General features: G+C 70.5%; 19 protein-coding genes and 1 pseudogene. 8 read left to right on the top strand and 12 right to left on the bottom strand.

Going from position 1 to position 22365, the window contains the following annotated elements:
- Window positions 1-18 precede the first annotated feature (18 nt).
- Window positions 19-690: a hypothetical protein gene (locus WT16_RS28585; protein WP_231892124.1), complete on the top strand. Its 672-nt coding sequence runs from the start codon at window positions 19-21 to the stop codon at window positions 688-690.
- Window positions 691-743: 53 nt separating this feature from the next.
- A complete protein-coding gene (locus WT16_RS28580; protein WP_006027052.1) occupies window positions 744-1388 on the top strand; it encodes a hypothetical protein in 645 nt (214 codons plus the stop codon).
- A 46-nt stretch (window positions 1389-1434) separates the two neighbouring features.
- Here WT16_RS28580 and WT16_RS28575 read toward each other — a convergent pair whose 3' ends face one another.
- The 8 genes from WT16_RS28575 to WT16_RS28540 all read right to left on the bottom strand — a co-directional run bounded on the left by WT16_RS28575 (window position 1435) and on the right by WT16_RS28540 (window position 11079).
- A complete protein-coding gene (locus WT16_RS28575; RefSeq protein ID WP_006027051.1) occupies window positions 1435-2262 on the bottom strand; it encodes a M55 family metallopeptidase in 828 nt (275 codons plus the stop codon).
- Window positions 2262-3494 carry a P1 family peptidase gene (locus tag WT16_RS28570; protein ID WP_063534768.1) on the bottom strand — a complete coding sequence of 411 codons (1233 nt, stop codon included), beginning with the start codon at window positions 3492-3494 and terminating at the stop codon, window positions 2262-2264. The genes WT16_RS28575 and WT16_RS28570 overlap by 1 nt, the downstream gene beginning before the upstream one ends.
- Window positions 3494-4396, bottom strand: coding sequence for a glutathione ABC transporter permease GsiD (gene gsiD / locus WT16_RS28565; protein ID WP_006027049.1), 903 nt, complete (start codon window positions 4394-4396; stop codon window positions 3494-3496). Before gsiD ends, WT16_RS28570 begins: the two co-directional genes overlap by 1 nt.
- A 7-nt stretch (window positions 4397-4403) precedes the next feature.
- Window positions 4404-5324 (bottom strand): glutathione ABC transporter permease GsiC, encoded by a 921-nt coding sequence (gene gsiC, locus WT16_RS28560; RefSeq protein WP_006027048.1) that lies wholly within the window; start codon window positions 5322-5324, stop codon window positions 4404-4406.
- Between the two features lie 100 nt (window positions 5325-5424).
- On the bottom strand, window positions 5425-6987 hold the full coding sequence (gsiB, locus tag WT16_RS28555; protein WP_063534767.1) for a glutathione ABC transporter substrate-binding protein GsiB: 1563 nt from the start codon (window positions 6985-6987) through the stop codon (window positions 5425-5427).
- A gap of 159 nt (window positions 6988-7146) precedes the next feature.
- Window positions 7147-9060 carry a dipeptide ABC transporter ATP-binding protein gene (locus WT16_RS28550; protein ID WP_063534766.1) on the bottom strand — a complete coding sequence of 638 codons (1914 nt, stop codon included), beginning with the start codon at window positions 9058-9060 and terminating at the stop codon, window positions 7147-7149.
- Between the two features lie 40 nt (window positions 9061-9100).
- The gene (locus tag WT16_RS28545; protein ID WP_063534996.1) at window positions 9101-10138 is read right to left on the bottom strand and encodes an isoaspartyl peptidase/L-asparaginase; all 1038 of its coding nucleotides are present in this window, start codon (window positions 10136-10138) and stop codon (window positions 9101-9103) included.
- Window positions 10135-11079: a MurR/RpiR family transcriptional regulator gene (locus tag WT16_RS28540; protein ID WP_063534765.1), complete on the bottom strand. Its 945-nt coding sequence runs from the start codon at window positions 11077-11079 to the stop codon at window positions 10135-10137. The genes WT16_RS28545 and WT16_RS28540 overlap by 4 nt, the downstream gene beginning before the upstream one ends.
- A gap of 340 nt (window positions 11080-11419) precedes the next feature.
- Here WT16_RS28540 and WT16_RS28535 point away from each other — a divergent pair, with 340 nt between their 5' ends.
- Complete coding sequence (locus tag WT16_RS28535) at window positions 11420-13450, top strand: BCCT family transporter (protein WP_015603253.1); 2031 nt, start codon at window positions 11420-11422, stop codon at window positions 13448-13450.
- Between the two features lie 45 nt (window positions 13451-13495).
- Here WT16_RS28535 and WT16_RS28530 read toward each other — a convergent pair whose 3' ends face one another.
- Complete coding sequence (locus tag WT16_RS28530) at window positions 13496-14686, bottom strand: serine hydrolase domain-containing protein (protein WP_043282723.1); 1191 nt, start codon at window positions 14684-14686, stop codon at window positions 13496-13498.
- Window positions 14687-14850: 164 nt separating this feature from the next.
- Here WT16_RS28530 and WT16_RS28525 point away from each other — a divergent pair, with 164 nt between their 5' ends.
- Window positions 14851-15186 carry a hypothetical protein gene (locus WT16_RS28525; protein WP_015602595.1) on the top strand — a complete coding sequence of 112 codons (336 nt, stop codon included), beginning with the start codon at window positions 14851-14853 and terminating at the stop codon, window positions 15184-15186.
- Window positions 15187-15244: 58 nt separating this feature from the next.
- On the opposite strand, the pseudogene WT16_RS35315 reads toward WT16_RS28525, so the two are convergent.
- A pseudogene (locus WT16_RS35315) lies at window positions 15245-15613 on the bottom strand (beta-eliminating lyase-related protein); the annotation flags it as partial.
- A gap of 268 nt (window positions 15614-15881) precedes the next feature.
- Between WT16_RS35315 and WT16_RS28510 the strand changes: the two are divergent.
- A complete protein-coding gene (locus WT16_RS28510; protein ID WP_063534995.1) occupies window positions 15882-17273 on the top strand; it encodes an alkaline phosphatase family protein in 1392 nt (463 codons plus the stop codon).
- 201 nt (window positions 17274-17474) lie between these two features.
- Complete coding sequence (locus WT16_RS28505; RefSeq protein ID WP_006027039.1) at window positions 17475-18116, top strand: VC0807 family protein; 642 nt, start codon at window positions 17475-17477, stop codon at window positions 18114-18116.
- Window positions 18117-18154: 38 nt separating this feature from the next.
- On the opposite strand, the gene WT16_RS28500 is transcribed toward WT16_RS28505, so the two are convergent.
- Entirely contained in the window at window positions 18155-18505 is a 351-nt protein-coding gene (locus tag WT16_RS28500; protein WP_015602806.1) for a hypothetical protein, read from the bottom strand.
- Between the two features lie 177 nt (window positions 18506-18682).
- The gene (locus WT16_RS28495) at window positions 18683-19654 is read right to left on the bottom strand and encodes a LysR family transcriptional regulator (protein WP_063534763.1); all 972 of its coding nucleotides are present in this window, start codon (window positions 19652-19654) and stop codon (window positions 18683-18685) included.
- Between the two features lie 146 nt (window positions 19655-19800).
- Here WT16_RS28495 and WT16_RS28490 point away from each other — a divergent pair, with 146 nt between their 5' ends.
- Window positions 19801-21345 carry an ABC transporter substrate-binding protein gene (locus WT16_RS28490; protein ID WP_156521522.1) on the top strand — a complete coding sequence of 515 codons (1545 nt, stop codon included), beginning with the start codon at window positions 19801-19803 and terminating at the stop codon, window positions 21343-21345.
- Between the two features lie 97 nt (window positions 21346-21442).
- Entirely contained in the window at window positions 21443-22360 is a 918-nt protein-coding gene (locus tag WT16_RS28485; RefSeq protein WP_006027035.1) for an ABC transporter permease, read from the top strand.
- Window positions 22361-22365 lie beyond the last annotated feature (5 nt).

The raw sequence follows: 22365 nt of genomic DNA, 5'->3' as shown, positions 1-22365 counted from the left end.
TCAATCAGCAATGCAGGCTTGAATACCATTTATCAGAACGGGCTTCGCGTCACGCTCGTCAAGAGCGTGATTTCGGACCCGCTGCAGCAAGGCAATCTGCCGATCGCCTGGGTGACGTTCCAGCCGCTCCAGTTGAACCAGATTTCGTGGCAGGAACAGTACACGATGTATGCGACGACGACGATCCTGCAGGCGGGCGCGACGATCACGATGACGTCGCAGACGGGCGCGCCGATTCAGGCGGGCTGGACTTACACGTTCGAGCGCGCGCAGTTCAATGGCGCCGACGGAGGCAATCCCACCACGTACAACCTCGTCAACAACCAGGCGGGCAGCTTCAGCTTCGGGCTCGCCCAACAGGCGATCGTCAACAACGTTCCTGTCGTGGCCCCGCTCAACGCCGTGCCGGTCGCGTACAACATGAGGGCGTCGTTCACGCCGATCGAAAATCTCTCGCTGTTCCTCGCGTCATACAGCAACAATGGCTCGGTGATATCGCAGGTGGCCAGCAACGCGCTGCCGGTTGCGCTATCCAGCCAGAGTCCGATCGCCAACGTCGGGTTCAATGACCGGACCAATACGTTCTACCTCGAGCAGCCGGCCATTCGCACCGGAGAGGATTTCGTCGCGAGCCTTCGGGGCGCCGTCACCGGGACCGAAAACTACGGCGCATTGAGAAGAATCGTGTGAGCGGCGCGGGACCCGCCTGCCGCTTCGGGCGACAGACGGGTCCCGCGCGAATCATGCCGGCCGGCACGATCTACATCGCGATCGATGCGACGGGCGTGGAGAAAATCCGCGACGCGCAGCTCGCGGTGACGTTGACGAGGCGGGTCGACGCCTATGTCGGCTCGACTCGGGCGAGCGCGCGCGGCGCATCGGTCGGCACCTCCGTCATATGGCAGGCGTTCTCGCCATACGAGCGCAACAGCGTCGTCGTCGACGACGCCGTGCTGCTTTACATGACGGCCACGCCGCTGACGGCCGGCAACGTGATCGGGATCAACGCGACGACAAACGGGCCGGCCCGCATCGAGACGCTCTATTCGTTCCGCAACGGCCAGATAGACAACGGCAACGCGGGCATCGGGCCGGCCGGCGCTTACGCGATCCGCAATGTGCAGGCCGGCGCGTCCGCCGCTTTCGGGCTCGCGCAATGCGCGACGGTCAACGGCGCGGCCGCGCTGTCGACGATGAACGCCACGGCGGTGATCACGAATACCCAGGCGGCGTTCTATCTGCGCGAATGCGCGGATCTGTTCCTGTCTTCCGGCGTCAACGGCATGATCGCTCCGTTCACGCCGGCGAACGGCCTCGCGGTGCCGCTGAACGGCGGCACGGTCAATGTCGGCTTCGACAACGCGTCCAATACCTTTTATCTCGCCTGAGCGCGCGCCCCGCCCGTCGCCCGCTGCGCGCAGGTACGCAGGCCGCTCAGCGCAGCATGAACGACATCGCCGACAGGCAATTCAACGTCCGCACGACGTGCTCGACCGACGGCGCGGCGAACCGCAGCGTGAGCGCGTCGACGCGCTCGAGCGACGGCCACTGGCAGAACAGGTCGGCGGCCGCGACGGTCTGCGTCCGCAGCTCGCAGGCCGCCGCGCGCGGCGCGTGCGCACGCGCGGCGCGCGCGACCTCGCGCGCCTGCTCGAGCGCCTGCCGCGCGGCGACGCCGATCGCCCCGCACGCGGCGGCGGGCGTCATCGACACGCCGCTCGCGAATCCCGCCGCATCCTTCACGGTCACGAAGCGCGCCGCCGGAAAAAGCGGCCGCGTCTCGTCGACGAACACGTCGTCACCGGACAGAAGCGCGACGTGCGCGCCGTATTCGTGCGCGAGCGCGCCGTAGAGCCCCGCCTCGCCGACTTCGCGCCCGTCGAGCGCGACGCGCGCGAACGCGCCGCTGTTGATCGTGTGCGCGAGCAGCCCGCGCGCGCCTGCCTTCGCGTGATAGCCGATCATGAACACGAGGTCCGGCCCGGCTTCGAGGCCCGCCATCATCCCGAGCGTGCGCGGCTTGCCGAGCACGACGCGCGCGCGGGCGTCGATGCCGTCGGGCAGCAGGTTGCGAAAGCCGCCGTGCGAATCGTTGACCCACACGCGCGTCGCGCCGCCCGCGAACGCGCCTTCGACGGCGGCGTTCGCCTCCGCCGTCATCCAGCGGCGCGCGCGCTCGTATTCGGCATTGCCGGCGCGTGTCTGCTCGACGTTCACGACCCCCGCCACCCCTTCGATATCGGTCGAAATCAGGACTTTCATCAGTCTCCCGCGCGCGATTCGCGCAGCCATCGTTCGAGTTCCGGCGCCGCGTCGCGCAGCGCGCGGCGCGTGTGGCCGTCGCGGCCCGCGACGCGCGTCGCCTGCCACAGCGCGTCGACGATCGCCTGCTCGACGCTGTCGGCCGCGGCGGCGAACAGCGGATCTAGCGCCGCGTCGGCGACGAGCGGCGGCAGCGCGATGCGCCCGGCGTCGTGCGGCACTGTGTATGCGGTCGAGAACGCGAGCGCGATGTCGCCGCTGCCGTGGCCGTACACCGAGCCCGTGCGCGCGAGCCCCGCGGCCGCGCGCAGCGCGACGCGCTTCAGTTGCCGCGACGACAGCGGCGCGTCCGTCGCGACGAGCATGATGATCGAGCCTTGCTCGGGCGGCGGCGCGTCCGCAGGCGAAGCGGCGGCGTCGGGCGCGCGGCGACGCGCGAGGCCGCCGGCCGCACCGCTGTCCGTGCGGGCGTGCGCGCTGTCGTCCGCGTCGTGCGGCGCGCCGGCCGCGTCCCGCCCGGCGATCATCCGCCCGACCGGCACGCCGGCGATCGTCAGCATCGGCAGCCGCCCGAAGTTCGCGAGCACGAGCGCGCCGACCGTCCACGATGCGCCCGCCGCGCGCACGACGCGCGACGCCGAGCCGATCCCGCCCTTCAGATCGAAGCACGACATCCCCCGCCCCGCGCCCACCGCGCCGCGCGCGAACGCGGGCCGCGCGTCGGCGAGCGCCTGCGCGTAATGCGCGGGCGTCACCGCGAACGCGTGCAGGTCGTTCAGATAACCGTCGTTGCATTCGAACACGAGCGGATTGACGGTCGGCCACGCGCGGCCGATCTGCGGATTCGCGCCGATCGCCGCACGGATCTGCGCGTGCGCGAGCGCGCCGACGCCGAACGTGTTCGTCAGCGCGAGCGGCGTCTCGATCACGCCGAGCTCGTCGACCTGCACGAGCCCGACGCTCTTGCCGAAACCGTTGATCACCGCGGCGGCGGCGGGCACCTTGTCGCGATAGACGTCGCCCGCGTGCGGCCGCACGACGGTCACGCCCGTCTGCACGCCGCACGCGTCGAGCGTCGCGTGGCCGACCGTCACGCCCGCGACGTCGGCGATGCTGCGAAGCGGCCCCGCCGGCAGCGCGCCGACGTGCGGCGCGGCGTGCGCCCCATCCGCTACGTTCGCTACGTCCGCCACGTTCGCCGCATCCGGCCCGCCCGCTGCGTGCGCGCCCATCAGCGGCGTTCCAGCTTCGGATCGAGCGCGTCGCGCAGCCCGTCGCCGAGCAGGTTGAACGCGAGCACGGTCAGGAAGATCGCGATGCTCGGGAAGAGCGCGACGTGCGGCGCGTTGACCATGTCCGCGCGCGCTTCGTTGAGCATCGCGCCCCACTCGGGCGTCGGCGGCTGCGCGCCGAGGCCGAGGAACGACAGGCTCGCGGCGGTGATGATCGACGTGCCGATGCGCATCGAGAAGTAGACGACGACCGACGACACGGTGCCGGGCAGGATGTGCCGCATGATGATTGTCCAGTCGGTCGCGCCGATGCTGCGCGCGGCCTCGACGTAGGTCATCTGCTTGAGCGCGAGCGTGTTGCCGCGCACGAGCCGCGCGAACGCGGGCACGCTGAACACCGCGACCGCGCAGATCACGTTGACCATCCCGTTGCCGAGAATCGCGACGATGCCGATCGCGAGCAGGATGCCCGGAAACGCGAACAGCACGTCGGCGACGCGCATCGTCGCGCGGTCCCACCAGCCTTCGTAGTAGCCCGCGAGGAGGCCGAAGAACGTGCCGACCGCCGCGCCGAGCGCGACCGAGAAAAAGCCCGCGGCGAGCGAGATCCGCGCGCCGGCAACGATCCGGCTGAAGATGTCGCGGCCGAGCGAATCGACGCCGAACCAGTGCGCGGCCGACGGCGCCGCGTTCAGCGCGTCGTAGTCGAAATAGTTCTCCGGGTCGTACGGCACGACGTGCGGGCCGACGATCGCGACGGCGACGAGCAGCAGCACGAACGCGCCCGCCGCGAGCGCGACGTGCTGCCTTTTGAACTTGCGCCAGAACTCGCTCCACGGCGTGCGGATCGCGGCCGGCGCGGCGGCCGACGGGGCCGGGGTGGTGGGAACAGTCGCGTTCATGCGCGCCTCACTTGAAACGGATCGTCGGGTTGATGACCGCGTACAGCACGTCGACGGTCAGATTGATCAGGATGAACTCGATCGAGAACAGCAGCACGATCGCCTGGATCACCGGGTAGTCGCGCATCGTCACCGCATCGACGAGCAGGCGCCCGAGCCCCGGCCAGTTGAACACCGCCTCGACGACGATCGAGCCGCCGAGCAGGAAGCCGAACTGCAGCCCCATCATCGTGACGACCGGGATCATCGCGTTGCGCAGGCAGTGCCTGAGCACGACCATCGGCTCGCGCACGCCCTTCGCGCGCGCGGTGCGCACGAAATCCTCGCCGAGCACCTCGACGAACGACGCGCGCGTGAAGCGCGCCATCACGGCGGCCACGGCCGCGCCGAGCGTCACCGAGGGCAGCACATAGCTCTTCCACGAGCCGTCCGGCACGACGGGCAGCCAGCCGAGCTTCACCGAGAACACTTCCATCAGCAGCATGCCGAGCGCGAACGCCGGAAACGAGATGCCCGACACCGCGAGCGTCATCCCGACGCGGTCCGGCCAGCGGTTGCGCCACACGGCCGACGCGATGCCGATCGCCATCCCGAACAGCGTCGCCCACGCCATGCTGACGACGGTCAGCGACAGCGTCGGCATGAAGCGCTCGCCGATCTCGGTCGCGACGGGCCGCTTGCTGCGCGTCGAGATGCCGAAGTCGCCGTGCGCGATCCGCGTGAAGAAGCTCGCGAACTGCGCAGGCAGCGGCTTGTCGAGGCCGAGATCGGCGCGCACGAGCGCGACCGTCGCGTCGTCGGCCTCGGGCCCGGCCGCGAGCCGCGCGGGGTCGCCCGGCAGCAGGTGGACGAACAGGAACACGAGCACCGCGACGCACGCGAGCGTCGGCAGCAGCCCGAACAATCGTTTGACCAGAAAATTCAGCATGCGCTTGCCTCTCGATGCGGCGCGCGGGGCCGCCGCGCGCCGCCGATGCCCGAGGCGGCCAGGCCGCCTCGCGTCACTCGCGTCACTCGCGTCACTCGCGTCACTTGATCGCGATCTCGTCGAAGTTGAACGAGCCGTCCGGCATCACGTATGCGCCCTGCAGACGCTTGCTGCGCGCGTAGACGATCTTCTCCTGCACGAGCGGAATCCACGGTGCGTCTGCCCAGATCCGCTTTTGCGCGTCCGAGTACAGTTCGGCCTTCTTCGCGCGGTCGGTCGTCTCGAGCGCCTTCGCGAGATCGGCGTCGACCGCGTCGTTCCTGTAGTACGCGGTGTTCACGAGCTTAGGCGGAATCGACGACGACGCGAGCAGCGGCGTGATCGCCCAGTCCGATTCGCCCGTCGACGCGGACCAGCCGATGTAGTACATCCGCACGGGCGCCTTCGCCGGGTCCTGCGCGCTCTCGACCTTCGCCACCCGCTCGCCCGCCTCGAGCGCCTGCACCTGCGCCTTCACGCCGACCTGCGCGAGCTGCTGCTGGACGAACTGGATCGCCTTCTGCGACGTCGAGTTGTTGTACGCGGACCAGAGCGTCGTCTCGAAGCCGTTCGGATAACCCGCCTCCTTCAGCAGCGTGCGCGCCTTCGCCGGATCGTAGGGCCACGGGCCGAGCTTCACCGCGTAGTCGACGCCCTGCGGCACGATGCCCGTGGCGGGCGTCGCATTGCCGGCGAACGCGACCTTCGCGAGCGCGTCCTTGTTGACCGCGTAGTTGAGCGCCTGGCGCACCTTCGGGTTGTCGAACGGCTTTTGCGTCACGTTCAGGCTCACGTAGCGCTGGATGATCGACGAACGCTCGATCACGTCGACCTTCGGGCTCGCCTTCAGATCGGCCGTCTGCTCGAACGGGATGCGGAACGCGAAATCGGCCTCGCCCGTCTTCATCAGCGCGGCGCGCGTGTTGTTGTCGACGACGGGCTTCCAGTCGATCGCGTCGATCTTCGGATAGCCGGCCTTCCAGTAGCCGGCGAACTTCTTCACCTTCAGATCGTCGGTCTGCTTCCACTCGACCAGCTCGAACGGGCCGGTGCCGACCGGATGCAGCCCGATCTCGCGCCCGTACTTCTTCAGCGCGGCGGGCGAGATCATCACGGCCGACGGATGCGCGAGCACGTTGACGAACGCCGAGAACGGCTCGGCGAGCGTGATCCTCACCGTGTACGGATCGACGGCTTCCGTCTTCGCGATCCGGCGGAACAGGTTGTAGCGCTTCAGCTTGTTCGCCGGGTCGGTCACGCGGTCGAAGTTCGCCTTCACCGCGGCCGCGTTGAAATCGGTGCCGTCCTGGAACTTCACGCCCTGGCGCAGCCTGATCGTGTAGACCTTCGCGTCGGCGCTCGCGTCGTAGCCGGTCGCGAGCACGTTGACCAGCCTCATGTCCTTGTCGAAGCCGAACAGGCCCTGATAGAACGACTTCGACACCGCCTGCGACAGCGTGTCGTTCGAATCGTACGGGTCGAGCGTCGTGAACGTCGAATCGACGGCCATCACCGCGGTCTGCTCGGCGAGCGCGAGCGGCGCGGACGACATCGCGATCACGCCCGCGCAGGCGGCGAGAAGCGCGCGCGGCGAGAACGGCGGGAACGAATGCGGCTGGGTCATGTGTGGGCTCCTTTGCGATGCTTCGCGAGTGCGTGTGACGGGGGTCGTGTGGTCCTGCGGTCCTGCTGTCGAGCGGTTCTGCTGTCGTCTCGTCCGGCGCGGCCGGCGTCCCGCGCCGTCCGCGTGCTGCGGCCCGCCGCGCCGATGCCGCGCGCCCTCTCAATACGCGCCGCCCACCCGATGCTCGGCGACGAAGTGATCGGGCCCGACCGCGACGAGCGGCGCGACGACAGGCTCGTCGCCGACCGCGCGGATCGGGCTCGGCAACTCGTCGGCGGGCAGCGTGCGCGGCGCGTGACGGCGCGCGGGATCGGCGATCGGCACCGCGCTCATCAGCTTCCTCGTGTACGGATGGCGCGGCGTCTCGAACACCGCGCGGCGCGGGCCGATCTCGACGATCTGCCCGAGATACATCACCGCGACGCGATGGCTAATCCGCTCGACGACCGCCATGTCGTGCGAGATGAACAGATACGCGACGCCGAGCTCGCGCTGCAAATCGAGCATCAGGTTGACGATCTGCGCCTGCACCGACACGTCGAGCGCCGACACCGACTCGTCGGCGATCACGACCTTCGGGTTCAGCGCGAGCGCGCGCGCGATCGCGATCCGCTGCCGCTGGCCGCCGGAGAATTCGTGCGGATAGCGGCGCGCGGCGTCGGCGGGCAGGCCAACGCGCTCGAGCAGCCAGTCGACGCGCGCCTGCGCCTGCCTGCCGCTCGCGACGCCGTGCACGAGGAGCGGCTCCATGATCGAGAAGCCGACCGTCAGGCGCGGATTCAGCGACGCGAACGGGTCCTGGAAAATGAACTGGATGTTCCGGCGCAGCGCCTGCAGCTCGCGCCCTTTCAGCGCGCCGATCTCGCGGCCCTCGAATTCGATCGAGCCGCTCATGCGCTCGACGAGGCGCAGCAGCGAGCGGCCCGTCGTCGATTTGCCGCAGCCCGATTCGCCGACGAGCGCGAGCGTCTCGCCCGCGCGCAGCTCGAAGCTCACGCGCTCGACCGCGTGCACGTATTGCGACACGCGGCCGAACGCGCCGCGCTCGACCGGAAAGCGCGTGACGAGATCGCGCACGCGCAACAGCGGCGGCGAGCCCGCGTCGATCGCGGGTTGAGCGCAAGCGGCGGCGGGCGCGGCCCCGGCATCGCCGCCCGCGACGACGAGCGCATCGCCCGCGGCCGGATCGAAGCGCAGCAGCGGAAACTTCGCGGGCGCATCGGTGCCCCGCATCGAGCCGAGCCGCGGCACCGCCGCGAGCAGCGCCTTCGTGTACGGATGCGACGGCGCGGCGAAGATCGCGTCGCACGCGCCCTCCTCGACCTTCTCGCCGCGATACATGACGAGCACGCGATCGGCGACTTCCGCGACGACGCCCATGTCGTGCGTGATGAAGATCACGCCCATGTCCATCTCGTCCTGCAGCCCGCGGATCAACTGGAGGATCTGCGCCTGGATCGTCACGTCGAGCGCGGTGGTCGGCTCGTCGGCGATCAGGAGCGCCGGCCGGCACGACAGCGCCATCGCGATCATCACGCGCTGACGCATCCCGCCGGAAAGCTGATGCGGATGGCGCGCGAACACGCGGCGCGCCTCGGGAATGCGCACGAGATCGAGCAGGCGCAGCGCCTCCGCGCGCGCCTCGCCCGCGCTCTTGTTCTGATGCAGCGCGATCGCCTCGCCGATCTGGTCGCCGACCGTGAAGACCGGATTGAGCGACGTCATCGGCTCCTGGAAGATCATCGCGACGTCCGCGCCGCGCACCGTGCGCAATACCGGCGGCGACGCGCGCACGAGATCGAGAACCGCGCCGCCGCGCCGGCGCAGCGCGATCTCGCCGCCCGCGATCGCGCCGCCGCCGTGCTCGACGAGGCGCATCAGCGCGAGCGACGTCACCGATTTGCCGGAGCCCGATTCGCCGACGATCGCGAGCGTCTCGCCGCGGTCGACGTGGAACGACAGCCCGCGCACCGCTTCGAACACCGTGTCTTCGCGGCGGAACGTGACGGACAGCCCGTCGACCGCGAGCACGCGCGCATCGGGCAGGCTCGGGGCGGATCGGCTCGCGCTCATCGGTTTCTCCTGTCGGTCCTGTCTGCGCTCGTTCGCGGCGTCACGCCGCGTCCTCGCGATAGATCGCGGTCACGGGCGCCTCGCCGACGCGCGCGTAGCCGCGATACATCCCTTCGGTGTTGAACGGCATCGCGAGATTGCCGCGCGAATCGATCGCGATGATCCCGCCGCGGCCCGCGATTTTCGGCAGCTTGTTCATCACGACGTCATACGCGGCGGACGCGAGCGACGCGCCGCGATATTCGATCTGCGCGGACACGTCGTATGCGGTCGCCAGGCGGATGAACATCTCGCCCGTGCCCGTCGACGACACCGCGCACGTCGCGTCGTTCGCATAGCAGCCCGCGCCGATGATCGGCGTGTCGCCGACGCGCCCCGGCTGCTTGTTCGTGATCCCGCCCGTCGACGTCGCCGCCGCGAGATGGCCGCGCAGATCGCGCGCGACCGCGCCGACCGTGCCGTGCTTGCGGTCCGGATCGAGCGGCTCGGGCGGCTCGGGCGGAAATGCGGCGCGCTCGCCGCCGCCGTTTCCGTTTCCATCGCCCTCGCCCTGGCCGAACGCGAACGCCGCCGCGTCGTGATCGAGCATCGTGCCCGACGCGCGCCGCGCCCTCAGCCATTGCGCGCGGCGGAACTCGGTGTCGAAGTAGCCCGGCTGCGCAAGCTCGAGCCCCTGCGCGGCCGCGAACGCGTCAGCGCCCGCGCCCGCGAGCATCACATGCTCGCTCGCTTCGAGCACGCGGCGCGCGGCGAGCACCGGGTTGCGCACGCGCGTCGCGCAGCAGATCGCGCCCGCCGCGAGCGTCGCGCCGTCCATGATCGCGGCGTCGAGCTCGTGCGTGCCGTCGGCCGTATAGACGGCGCCGCGCCCCGCGTTGAAGAGCGGGCAATCCTCGAGCATCCGCACGGCGACGCTGACCGCGTCGAGCGCGCTGCCGCCGTCGGCGAGCACTTTCTGCGCGGCGGCGAGGATCGCGGCAAGCTCGGCGCGGTACCGCGCTTCGGCGTCGGCTGCCATCGCGTCGCGCAGGATCGTGCCTGCGCCGCCGTGAATCGCAACGATTGCGGGTGAAGTCATCGGTCGGTTTTCCTGGAACGGCGCGGCGCACGCGGCGGCGCGGCGCACGCGCCCCGCGCCTCGAGCCACGGCAGCATGAATTCGGTCACTTCGGCGGCGGCGCGCGCCGAGCGCTGCGAGCGATGCGCGAGCGCGTCGATCAGCGCCTCGACGAGCGCGAGCACCGCGGCCTCGGACGTCGCCGCGAGCCGGCGCTCCGCGTGCACGAAGAGCGCGCGCGCGGCGAACGGCGCGATCGGCGAATCGGGCCCGTCGGTGATCGCGAGCACGGGCGCGCCGCGCTCGGCGGCGCGCCGCGTGAGCTCGATCGTGTCGTACACGTAGCGCGGAAACGCGATCGCGACGACGAGGTCGTCGCCGCGCGCGCTGAACAGGCGCCGCGCGGCGTCGGTCGGGCCGCCGGGCAGCGCGAGCGACTGCACGTTGTCGCGATACACGGACAGCCCGTGCTCCATCAGTCCGGCGAGAAACGCGCTCGCGCCCATCCCGACGATGAAGATCCGGCGCGCGGCGAGCAGCGAATCGACGGCCGCCTCGACGTTCGCGCGATCGAGCCGGGCGCGCGTGCGCTCGAGGTTCGCGAGCGCCTGCTCGAAGCTCGCGTCGATCAGCTCGCCGCCGCGCGCGCCCGCTTCGCGCTCCTGCGCGCAACGCAGCCGCTCGACGGGTGCGAGCGTCGCCTCGAAGCCGCGCACGAGCGCCGCGCGCAGCGCCGGGTAGCCGTCGAAGCCGAGCGCGCGCGCGAAGCGGTTCGCGGTCGCGATCGACGCGTCCACCGCGTTCGCGAGCTCGTCGATGCGCATCGTCGCCGCGCGGAACGGATTCGCGAGCACGTACTCGCCCATGCGCCGATGGATCGGCGTGAGCGACGGCAGCGCGGCGGCGATGCGCGCGGCGATCGGCGGATCGGCGGCAAGCGGCGTGACGGGCGAACTGGGCATGCGGCGGCGGCGTTGAATCGAATGACGATGAAAGTAAATTTACACAATCGGCAAAATAGAAAAAATAAATTTTCATCGGGGTTTGCACTGCCCCCGACGATCGCCGCAAACCCGCGCCGCACGGGGCGCACGGCGGCGCGCGCGGCGCGATCCGGGCCGCTTTTTCCAGCATCGTCGGCGAATAGCTTACAATCTGTCAGTTTCCGTCTGCATCCTCGCTGTTGCAGCGCCTCCATCCGCGCCACGCGCGCGCCGCCGCATCCGCGCCGTCCGCACCGTTGTTCGCGCCCGCGTCGGCTGCGGCGCTCGCCGCAGCGCCCCTTTTTCCGGAGACCCGCCTATGCCCCCATCCCGCTCCATGCCGCGCACGACGCTCAAGCCGCAAGTCGCCGTGCCGTCGCTCGCCGTGATCGGCGCGCTCCTCGCCTTCTGCGCGCTTCGGCCGAACGAAGCGGGCGCACTATTCGGCGCCGGCCAGCAATGGATCGTCGAGCGTTTCGACTGGTTCTACGTGCTCGCGATCACGACCTTCCTGATCTTCCTCGTGCTGATCGCGGCGAGCCGCTTCGGCAACATCAAGCTCGGCCCCGACGACGCCGAGCCGGAATTCAGCTTCGTGTCGTGGACCGCGATGCTGTTCGCGGCCGGCATGGGCATCGGCCTCATGTATTTCGGCGTCGGCGAGCCGATCCAGCATTACCTGTCGCCGCCGACGACCGCGGGCGGCACGCCCGCCGCCGCGCGCGAGGCGATGCTGATGTCGTTCTTCCACTGGGGCCTGCACGCGTGGGCGACGTACGGCGTGATGGGCCTCGTGCTCGCGTATTTCGGCTTTCGCTACAACCTGCCGCTCACGCTGCGCTCGGGCCTCTATCCGGTGCTGCGCGAAGGCGTGAACGGCTGGATCGGGCACGCGGTCGACGCGTTCGCGCTCGTCGGCACGGTCGCCGGGATCGCGGTGACGCTCGGCTACGGCGTGCTGCAACTGAGCGCGGGCCTGCACACGATCGCCGGCTGGCAAACCGACAGCGATGCGTTCCGCGTCGGCCTCGTCGCGGTGGTCGTCGCGCTCGCCGGGCTCTCCGCCGCGAGCGGGCTCGACAAGGGCGTGCGCCGGCTGTCCGAGCTGAACCTGATGCTCGCGTTCGCGCTGCTCGCGTTCGTTGTCGTCGCGGGGCCGACGTCGTTCCTGCTGCGCGCGTTCGGCGACAACGTCGGCGAGTATCTGTCGAAGCTCGTATCGCTGTCGTTTCGCACGTATGCGTACGAAACGCCGAACGAGCAAGGCTGGTTCGGCGGCTGGACGCTGCTCTACTGGGCATGGTGGGTGTCGTGGTCGCCGTTCGTCGGGATGTTCATCGCGCGGATCTCGCGCGGGCGCACGATCCGCGAGTTCGTGATCGGCGTGCTGCTCGTGCCGACCGCGTTCAACCTCGTCTGGATGACCGCGTTCGGCAACAGCGCGATCTGGCTCGACACGCACGCGGCCGCGGGCGCGCTCGCGCAGACGGCGACCAACGTCGACGCGCTGCTGTTCCGCTTCTTCGATTACCTGCCGCTCACGCAACTGCTGTCAGTCGCGGCGATCGTGCTGATCGCGGTGTTCTTCGTCACGTCGGCCGATTCGGGCGCGTTCGTGATCGACGCGATCGCGACGCGCGGCGCGCCGCATTCGCCCGTCTGGCAGCGGCTTTTCTGGGCGGCCGTGCTCGGCGTGACGGCGTCGGTGCTGCTCGTCGCGGGCGGGCTGAAGGCGCTGCAGGCGCTCACGCTCGTCGCCGCGCTGCCCGTCGCGCTCGTGATGCTCGCGCTCTGCTACGGGCTCTGGCGCGGCCTGAAGGCCGACCACGCGCACTACTCGCAGGACATGGCGCCCGCGACCAGCTTCTGGACCGGCCAGCACTGGCGCCACCGCCTGTCGCAGATCCTGCGGCACACGACCGACGCCGACGCGCGGCAGTTCATCGCGCAGACGGTCGAGCCGGCGCTGCGCAAGGTCGCCGACGAGCTGAAGGCGGGCGGCGTCGACGCGCACGTCGCGCGCGACGACGACGATGCGGTGCGCCTCACGGTGCCCGCGCCCGCGCAGCGCGATTTCGTCTACGGCGCGCGGGTGTCGCGCAGGTCGGCGCCCGCGTTCCGGATCCGCGAGGCGGCCGAGCCCGAGCCGCAGCGCGAGCACGTGTGCGAGGTGCTGACGTTCTTCGCGGACGGGCGGCTCGGCTACGACATCGAGTATCTGCGCGGCGACGAGATCATCGCCGACGTGCTGCGGCAGTACGAGCGCTACGTGTCGCTCGCGGCGGATACGCGCACGCATCTGTTGAATCGCGCGCCCGAGCATGCGGGGCCGGACGGGGTGGCGCAGTAAGCGGCGGCGGGATGGGCGCGCGGGCGAGCATTGCCCCCGCGCGACTCACACGCCGTACACCGCGTCGCGCACCTCGAGCGTCAACGGCCCCGACATCCCTTCATACGCGGTGTTCGTCATCAGCAGCACGGTGAGGCCGCGCGCGGCGTCGACGAACCACGAATGCCCGTAGACGCCGCCCCACTGCAGCGTCCCCGCGCTTTGCGGCGACTGCGCGCGCGCCGGGTCGGACAGCACCGCGCCGCCGTAGCCGAAGCCCCAGCCGGGCCCGCGCGTCTCGGCGGCCGGCCCCGTGTGATCAGTGCGCATCGCGGCGACGAGCGCGGCGGGCAGGAAGCCGTCGCCGCCCGTGCGGATCGTCTCGAGCACGCGCAGCACGTCGTCGGCGCTGCCGTACATCCCCGCGCCGCCCGACGGAAACGCCGACGCGTCGAACACCCGCGACGGCGCGAAGCGCACCGCGACGCCGTGCCCTTCGGGCAGCGGCACGTCAAGGTTGTCGGTGATCCGCGCGGGTTCGGGCGCGGCGCTCGCATACGCCACCGCGAAGCGCGCGGGGTCGGCCGCGACGAAGCCCGTGTCGCGCATTCCGAGCGGCGTCGTGACGAGCTGCGCGACGGCGTCGGGCAGCGCGAGCCCCGTCTCGCGCTCGATCGCCGCGCCGAGCACGTCGAGCGCGAGCGAATAGCGCCACGCGCTGCCGGGCTCGAACGCGAGCGGCGCGGCCGCGATGCGCCGCAGGTTCTCCGCGAGATCGAAGTCGACGAGATCGATGCCGTCCGAAATGCCGAGCGTGTGATAGATCGAGCCCGGCGCTTCGAGCAGCCAGTAGCTCAGGCCAGCCGTGTGGGTCAGCAGCCGATGCACGGTCAGCGCGGGCGCGCGGCCGTCGGGCAGGGCCGGCGCGAAATCGGGCAGCCAGCGCGTGATCGGCGCGTCGAGCGCCATCCGGCCGGCGGCGACGAGGCGCAGCACCGCGGCGGTGACGATCGGCTTCGTGACCGACGACAGGCGAAACAGCGTGTCCTCGCGCATCGGCCGCTGCGTCTCGCGCTCCGCGAAGCCGTGCGCGCGCCGGTAGACGAGCCCGCCGTGCCGCGCGACGAGCGCGACCGCGCCGACGACGCGCCGCTCGGCGAGCGCCGTCGCGAGCACGCGGTCGAGCCGCCCGGCGAGCGCGGCGTCGTCGGTTGCGGCGGCTGCCGCGGATGCATGGGCTTCGAACTCCGGATTCATCGTGCTGATCCTCGTGGCTTCCAAAGCGTCGATTCTAGACAGCCCGCGCCGATTCCGCAGGCGTCGCCGCACGCCGGACGAGGACAATGCACGCGCGCCGCGCGATTCGCTAAGATAGCCGGCTGTTTCCGATTGCGCCAACGCGCCGAAGAGGTGCCGCTCCGATGACCGCCCCCGCCACGCTCGCCGCCGCCGGCGCGACGCCGCTCGCCGAATGGATCGGCCTCGGCGCGCTCGCGCTGCTCTACCTGTTCGGCCTCGGCTGGGCGCTGCGCGGCGCGGCGTCGCGAGCGCGCGGCCGCGCGTACTGGATCGCGTGCGCGGCGCTGATCGCGGGCGGCACCGCATGCGCGCTCGTCGCGCCGCCATCGTCGCCCGAATCCGGCGAGATGCCGCCCGGCTTCGGGCTCGGCCTGCTCGTCGCGATGCTCGGCATCGCCGGCACGACGGCCGGCTGCGCGTGGCAGGCGCTCGCGCGGCTGCGGCGCGGGCACCGGTAGGCGCGCGAGCCCCGCGTCAACGCCCGCCGCCCCGCTCGGCGAGCGTGCGGGCGATCGCGGCGAGGCGCTCGACGCGGTGGTCGAGCGCATAGAGCGCGGCCGCCGCGGGCACCGCGCCGACCGGACAGCCGAGCCCCTTCGTGAAATCGACCCACGCCGAATCCCGGCCATCCGTGTACGCGCGCATCGGCACGCCCGTCGCGCATCTCGCGTTGCACAGGCGCGCGCCGTCGACGTGCGTCGCGAGGCGCGCGAAGCACGCGTGCGTATCGACGGGCGGCAGCACGCCGCACCAGACGGGAAACACAGACACGAACGCTTCGGGAAACGCGATCAGCGCGCACGCCTTGTCGATCGTGCGGCGCGTGTCGAAGTAACAGGGCGCGACGTGGCACGCGGCGGCGCGAAAGGTCGGACAGGTTTTCATGGAGGCGGCGGAAAAGATCTCGGGGTGGATTCACGGCGATTATCGAAACCGGGCCAGGCCGCGTCCATGCACAGCGCCCGGCGCAATCGCTGGAACAGCGGCCGCGTCGCCGCCTTGTTTTTCGCGAAATATCGGATATACCTAATCCATCCATTCCGCTCGAAAAGCCCGGTGCAGGCCGCCCGGATCGACGCCGCGGCGGCGTTTCGCGCGCGCCGGCCGAACGCCCGGCGAGGCCGTGCGCGCACCGAATAACAAGGAGAACGCCGTGGCGAAGATCCTCGAAAACGTCGAGCACATCGTTGTCGTGATGTTCGAGAACCGCTCGTTCGACACGATGCTCGGCTGGCTCTATCCGCCCGGCACGCAGCCCGCGCACGTGCTGCCGCCGCGCAGCTCGCCGCAGTTCGACGGCCTGAAGCCCGAGATGTCGAACCCGTCGACGGCGGGCAAGACGATCGCCGTCACGCGCGAGGCGCTCAACAACGTGATCCCCGATCCGCAGGAGACGTTCGTCAACGTGACGAGCCAGATTCTCGGCCCGGGCGACGCGAGCAGCCCGTGGCCGCCGATGCAGGGCTTCGTCGTCAATTACGAGACGACGCAGACGGCCGATCCGGGCCACGTGATGCAATGCCACAGCGTCGCGCAACTGCCGACGCTCGCGGCGCTCGCGCGCGCGTTCGCGGTATCCGACGCGTGGTTCGCGTCGGTGCCGAGCCAGACCTGGCCGAACCGCGCGTTCGCGCACGCGGGCACGTCGAACGGGCACGTGAACAACGGCGCGATCCCCGATCCGCTCGAATGGAACGTGCCGACGATCTTCGACGTGCTCGCCTCGATCGGCGCGAGCTGGGCGGTGTACAGCGATACGGCCGTCACGCCGTCGCTCACGCACACGATGTTTCCGTCGCTGTGGAAGGACTCGTACGCCGACCGCTTCAGGCGCTTCCCGGATTTCGTCGCCGCGTGCCGGAACGACGCGCTGCCGCAATACGCGTTCGTCGAGCCGAGCTTCCTGTTCGAGCCGAACGACCAGCATCCGCCGCACGACGTGCGCGCGGGCGACGCATTCCTGCACCACATCTGGACGGCGATCAGCACGTCGCCCGGCTGGCCGCGCACGCTGCTCGTCGTGACCTACGACGAGCACGGCGGCTGCTTCGACCACGTGCTGCCGCCCGCGAACGCGACGCCGCCCGACAACGCGAGCAACCCCGGCGACGAAGCGTTCGGCTTCCATCGCTTCGGCGTGCGCGTGCCGGCCGTCGTCGTGTCGCCGTACATCGAGGCAGGCACCGTGTTCCGCTCGCCGACGAACGTCCCTTACGACCACACGTCGATCCTCGCGACGCTGCGCGACTGGCTCGACATCCCGCCCGACCGGATGCTCAAGAGCGCGCGGATCGCGAACGCGCCGACGCTCGCGCAGCTTCTCACGCGCGACACGCCACGCACCGGTCTGCCGGCAATCGCCGCGCCGTCGACGGACTTCGCCCATCCGCCGCCGAGCGCGCCGCTCAACGACCTGCAAAAAAGCCTCGTGACCGGCACGTCGCGGCGCGACGGGCACGATCCGGCCGCGAGCGTCGCGCCGATCGCGACGCGCCAGCACGCGCTCGATTTCTTCGCGCGCCGGGCGGCGGCAAAACCGGCGTAGCGGCATAGCAGCGGCCGCCGCGCCGGGGCGCGCGCGGGGCGCGGCCCGCTCGCACGCGCACGCCGTGCGCGCACGGCGCCCGATGCTCGCAAAATCCGGCATGATAGATGCTTGAAACGACGCGGATGCCAGCCGCGCGAGCGCTCGCGAGTCCGCGCGGTCGCGCCCCGCCAACCCAATGAACCCGTCGCCGCCATCGCCATGAAGTTCCACCCCGGTCTCGTCGCCGAACTGACGGTGAACCTGCTGCTGCCCTGGGCCGCCTATCGCGCCGCGCTCCCGTACTGGGACGAGACGGGCGGCCTCATCGCGTCCGCCGTGCCGCCGCTCGTCTGGAGCGTGATCCAGCTCGCGCGGTTCCGGCGGGTGGATGCGCTGTCCGCGCTCGTGCTGTTCGGCATCGTGCTGTCGATCGCCGCGGCGCTCGCGGGCGGCAGCCCGCGGATGCTGTTGATGCGCGAATCGCTCGCCTCGGGCGCGATCGGCATCGCGTTCCTCGCGTCGCTCGCGCTGCGCAAGCCGCTCGTGTTCCATCTCGCGCGCGCGACGGTCGCGCGCGAGGCGCACGACGGCGCCGCGCGGCTCGACGCGCTGTGGGTCGAGCGGCCCGCGTTCGTCGCGTCGATGCGGCTGATGACGCTCGTCTGGGGATGCGGCCTCGTCGCCGAGAACCTGCTGCGCGCGTGGATGGTGTGGAACTGGCCGGTCGAGCGCGTGCTCGTCGTCGCGCCGTTCGTCGGCTACGGCGTCTACGGCGCGCTGATGATGTGGACGCTGTGGTATCGGAAAGTGATGCGCGCGAACGCGCTCGCGGGCGTGCCGCGGGGCGGCGCGCTCGGGTGAGCGGCACGCCCGGGGCTCGTTATCGGCGTGAACGGGCCCTAACGCCGGCGGCGGAAGAACGCGACCGGATTCGCCGTCGCGCGTGCGCCCCGGCAGGCCCGCGCGCGCACCGCGACATCGAGCGCGTCGTTCGACGCGGCCTCCGCGTGCCCTTCGTGCCAGATGCCCGCGAGGCGGCTGCCGATCCGGTACGGATTCGGCCGGCCCGCGCGATAGTCGGCGAAACCCTGCCGATACGCGCCGTACAACGTGAGCGGCGCATCTTCGCAAGGCGTGCGGCAGGCCGAGGCGATCGGCTCGGCTCCCACCTCCGTGACCAGCATCGCGCCGTCGATGTCGTTCGACTCCCCGACGCTCGCGCGGCGACGCTCGACCTCGACGAATCCCATGTGAAGCTCCCTGAATCCGGTTCTTTACCGGAGAGGAGCAATAAGGATGCCAGTCTCGCCGCGCGTCGCGCACGCCGTCGCGGCAAGGCCGCGCGGACACGGCGCGGCGCAACGGACGCCGACGTTACGGAACATGTCACGTGACATGCGCGGCGCGCGCCGGCCGCGCATTCCGTCTCATCGGTGAAACGCGGCGTCGCGGTTGTCGTCGCGGTGGTCCGCGCCGTTGCCGTTGCCGTCGTCGCCTTGCGCGAGCCGCGCGCGCAGGAATTCGAGAAAGAGCTGCACGACCTTCGGCAGCGTGCGCCCGACGAGCGTCTGCAACTCGACCGCGCGCGCGTCCATCCCGCTATCGGCGATCGGCCGCACCGCGAGCTCTCCTCGCGCCTGCCGCGAGCGCACCGTGACCTCCCCGGAGATCGAGATCGCATCGCACGCGATCGCGAAGTTGTGCAGCGCGACGATGTTGTTGCTGACCATCACCGGCTCGATCGTCAGGTTCTGGCGGCTCGACACGACGTCGAACAACTGACGGATCGTCGTGCTCGGGTCCGGCAGCGCGAGCGGATACGCGCTCATCTGCAGCACCGACACCTGCCCGAAGCGCGCGAGCGGATGATCGCCGCGCATCACCGCCATCACCGGCGCGCCCTGCCGGTGCTCGACCTTGATGTCGCTCTCGGGCGTGCGGCTGAACGTCACGCCGACGTCCGCCTCGCCCTTCTTCACGCGGCGCGTGACGTCGGCGGGCGCGCACACGGCCGCCTGGAACACGATGCCGGGGTACGTGCGGCGAAAGTCGGCGATCGCGTGCGGCACGAACTCGATCGCGAAGCCCTCGGACATCGCGATGCGCACCTGCCCGCGCCGCAATCCCTGCAGCGCGTCGATGTCCTGCACGAGCCGGTCGGCCTCGAGCTCGGTGCGGAACGCATACGCGGCGAGCATCTCGCCCGCCGCGCTCGCCACCATCCCGCGCGCGCGGCGCTCGAAGAGCGGCGTGCCGAGCACCTGCTCGAGATGCGCGATCTGCCGGCTGATCGCCGAGCCGGCGACGTTCAGCCGCGCGGACGCCTCGCTGATCGATCCCGCGCGCACGACAGCGAGGAAGTAGCGCAATGCGGTGTCCTGCAATTGATCGTGCTTCATCCCGTCTCCTCGCGATCGCCGGCGCCGCGATGCCGATTCGGCAACGCAGGCTTATTTTTTCGATAATAGTCGCAACAAAATTCGCTGTTTACGCTTGGCCCTGAGCGTGGCGCCCCTGCCCGCCCCTGATTTCCAGGAGCCTTGCGATGAATCGTCGGTTCGCCGTTCGCCCCGCCCTCCGCCTCGCCGCCTGCGCGGCGCTCGCGCCGATGCTGTCGCTGCCCGGCGCCGCGCACGCCGGCCGTGCGAACGACACGCTCGTCTACGCGTCCGACAGCGAGCCGGAGAACATCTCGCCGTATCACAACAACCTGCGCGAGGGCGTGATCGTCGCGCACATGGCATGGGACACGCTGATCTACCGCGATCCGAAGACGGGCGCATACAAGCCCGAGCTCGCGACCGCGTGGAAGTGGGAATCGCCGACGTCGCTCGTCGTGGACCTGCGCCGCGGCGTGACCTTCCACAACGGCGACAAGTTCACGGCCGACGATGTCGTGTTCACGTTCAACTACGTCGTCGCGCCGGATTCGAAGGTCGTCACGCGGCAGAACACCGACTGGATCCAGAGTGCCGAGAAGACGGGCGACTACCAGGTCCGCATCCGCCTGAAGGCGCCGTTCCCGGCGGCGCTCGAATACCTGTCGGGCCCGACGCCGATCTATCCGGCCGCCTACTTCAGGAAGGTCGGCCTGCAGGGCTTCAGCAAGGCGCCCGTCGGCACCGGGCCGTACAGGATCGCGGCGGTGACGCCCGGCGTCGGCGTGACGATGGTCAAGAACCCGAACTATTTCAAGGACAGCCCGCTCGGCCAGCCGAAGATCGGCACGGTCAGGTTCGTCGTGATTCCCGATCCGGAGACGCGCGCGGCGCAACTGATGACGGGCGCCGTCGACTGGATCTGGCGCGTGCCCGCCGACCAGGCCGATTCGCTGAAGGCGATGCCGAACCTGACCGTGCAAAGCGGCGAGACGATGCGGGTGGGCTATCTGTCGATGGACGCCGCGGGCGCGTCCGCGCCGAACTCGCCGTTCAAGGACGCGCGCGTGCGGCAGGCGGTCAACTACGCGATCAACCGCGGCGCGCTCGCGAAGAACCTCGTGCGCGGCGGCAGCCAGCCCGTCTACGCGCCGTGCTTTCGCACGCAGTTCGGCTGCGACACGTCGGGCGTCGTCAAGTACGACTACAACCCGGCGAAGGCGCGCGAGCTCCTGAAGGCGGCCGGCTACCCGAACGGCTTCGACACCGATCTGTACGCGTACCGCGAGCGCGAATACGCGGAGGCGATGATCGGCGATCTGCGCAAGGTCGGCATCAACGCGCGGCTGCATTACCTGCAGTACGCGGCGCTGCGCACCGCGCAGCGCTCGGGCAAGACGCCGCTCACGTTCCAGGCGTGGGGCTCGTTCTCGGTCAACGACGCGTCCGCGTTCGTCAGCGTCTACTTCAAGGGCGGCCCCGACGACACTGCGAAGGACGCGGCCGTCGAGAAATGGCTCGCCGCGGCCGACACGTCGAACGACCCGGCGGTGCGCAAGGCGAACTATGCGAAGGCGCTCGCGCGGATCAGCGAAGAGGCGTACTGGGCGCCGCTCTTCTCGTATTCGACGAACTACGCGTACGCGTCGGCGCTGAACTTCAACGCGTACCCGGACGAGTTGCCGCGCTTCTACGAAGCGGGCTGGAAGTAAGCGGGCGCGCGCCGCGCCCGAACCGTCCGCAGCCCCGGAGCGGCGCTTCGTCGCCGCATCGGGCTGCGCCCTTCACGTCCGATCCGTTCATCGCGCCATGTCAGCCTATCTGCTCCGCCGCCTGGGCCTCGCGATCGCCGTCGCGCTCACCGTGTCGATCGTCAGTTTCGCGCTGCTCCATCTGTCCGGCGATCTCGCAACCGCGCTCGCCGGCCCCGAGGCGAGCGCCGCGCAAGTCGACGCGCTGCGCATCCAGTACGGGCTCGACCGGCCCGTCGCCGCGCAGTACGTCGAGTGGCTGTGGCGCGCCGCGCATCTCGACTTCGGCCGCTCGTACTTCTTCCAGTCGTCGGTCGCCGAGCTGATCGCCGAGCGCCTGCCGATCACGCTGAAGCTCGGCGGCGTCGCGCTCGCGCTCGCGGTGGCGGTGGCGATTCCGCTCGGCGTCGTCGCCGCGCTGTACCGCGACACGTGGATCGATCGCGCGGCGCTCGTCGTCGCGGTGATCGGCCAGGCGATGCCGAGCTTCTGGTTCGGCCTCACGCTGATCCTCGTGTTCGCGGTGGGGCTCAAATGGCTGCCGGTGGCCGGCAACGACGGCTGGCGCAACTTCGTGCTGCCCGCCGTTGCGCTCGGCTACTATGCGACGCCCGCGATGATGCGGCTCACGCGCGCCGGCATGCTCGACGTGCTCGGCGCCGACTACGTCCGCACCGCGCGCGCGAAGGGCCTGAGCCCCGCGCGCGTCGTCTTCAAGCACGCGCTGCGCAACGCGCTGATACCCGTCGTCGCGCTCGCGGCGGTCGAGCTCGGCTTCATGCTCGGCGGCTCGGTCGTCATCGAATCGGTGTTCTCGCTGCAAGGGCTCGGCCAGCTCGCGTGGGATGCGATCGCGCGCAACGATTTCCCGGTCGTGCAGGCCGTCGTCCTCATCATCGCGATGTTCTACGTCGCGCTGACGTTCGTCGCGGACGTCGCGAACGCGGCGCTCGATCCGCGCATTCGCACCCGATAGCGTTT

Source organism: Burkholderia sp. MSMB1589WGS, from assembly GCF_001636105.1.
Taxonomy (GTDB): Bacteria; Pseudomonadota; Gammaproteobacteria; order Burkholderiales; family Burkholderiaceae; genus Burkholderia; species Burkholderia humptydooensis.
The sequence above is the reverse complement of the archived record's forward strand: the minus strand, read 5'-3'. Positions and strand labels throughout refer to the sequence as shown.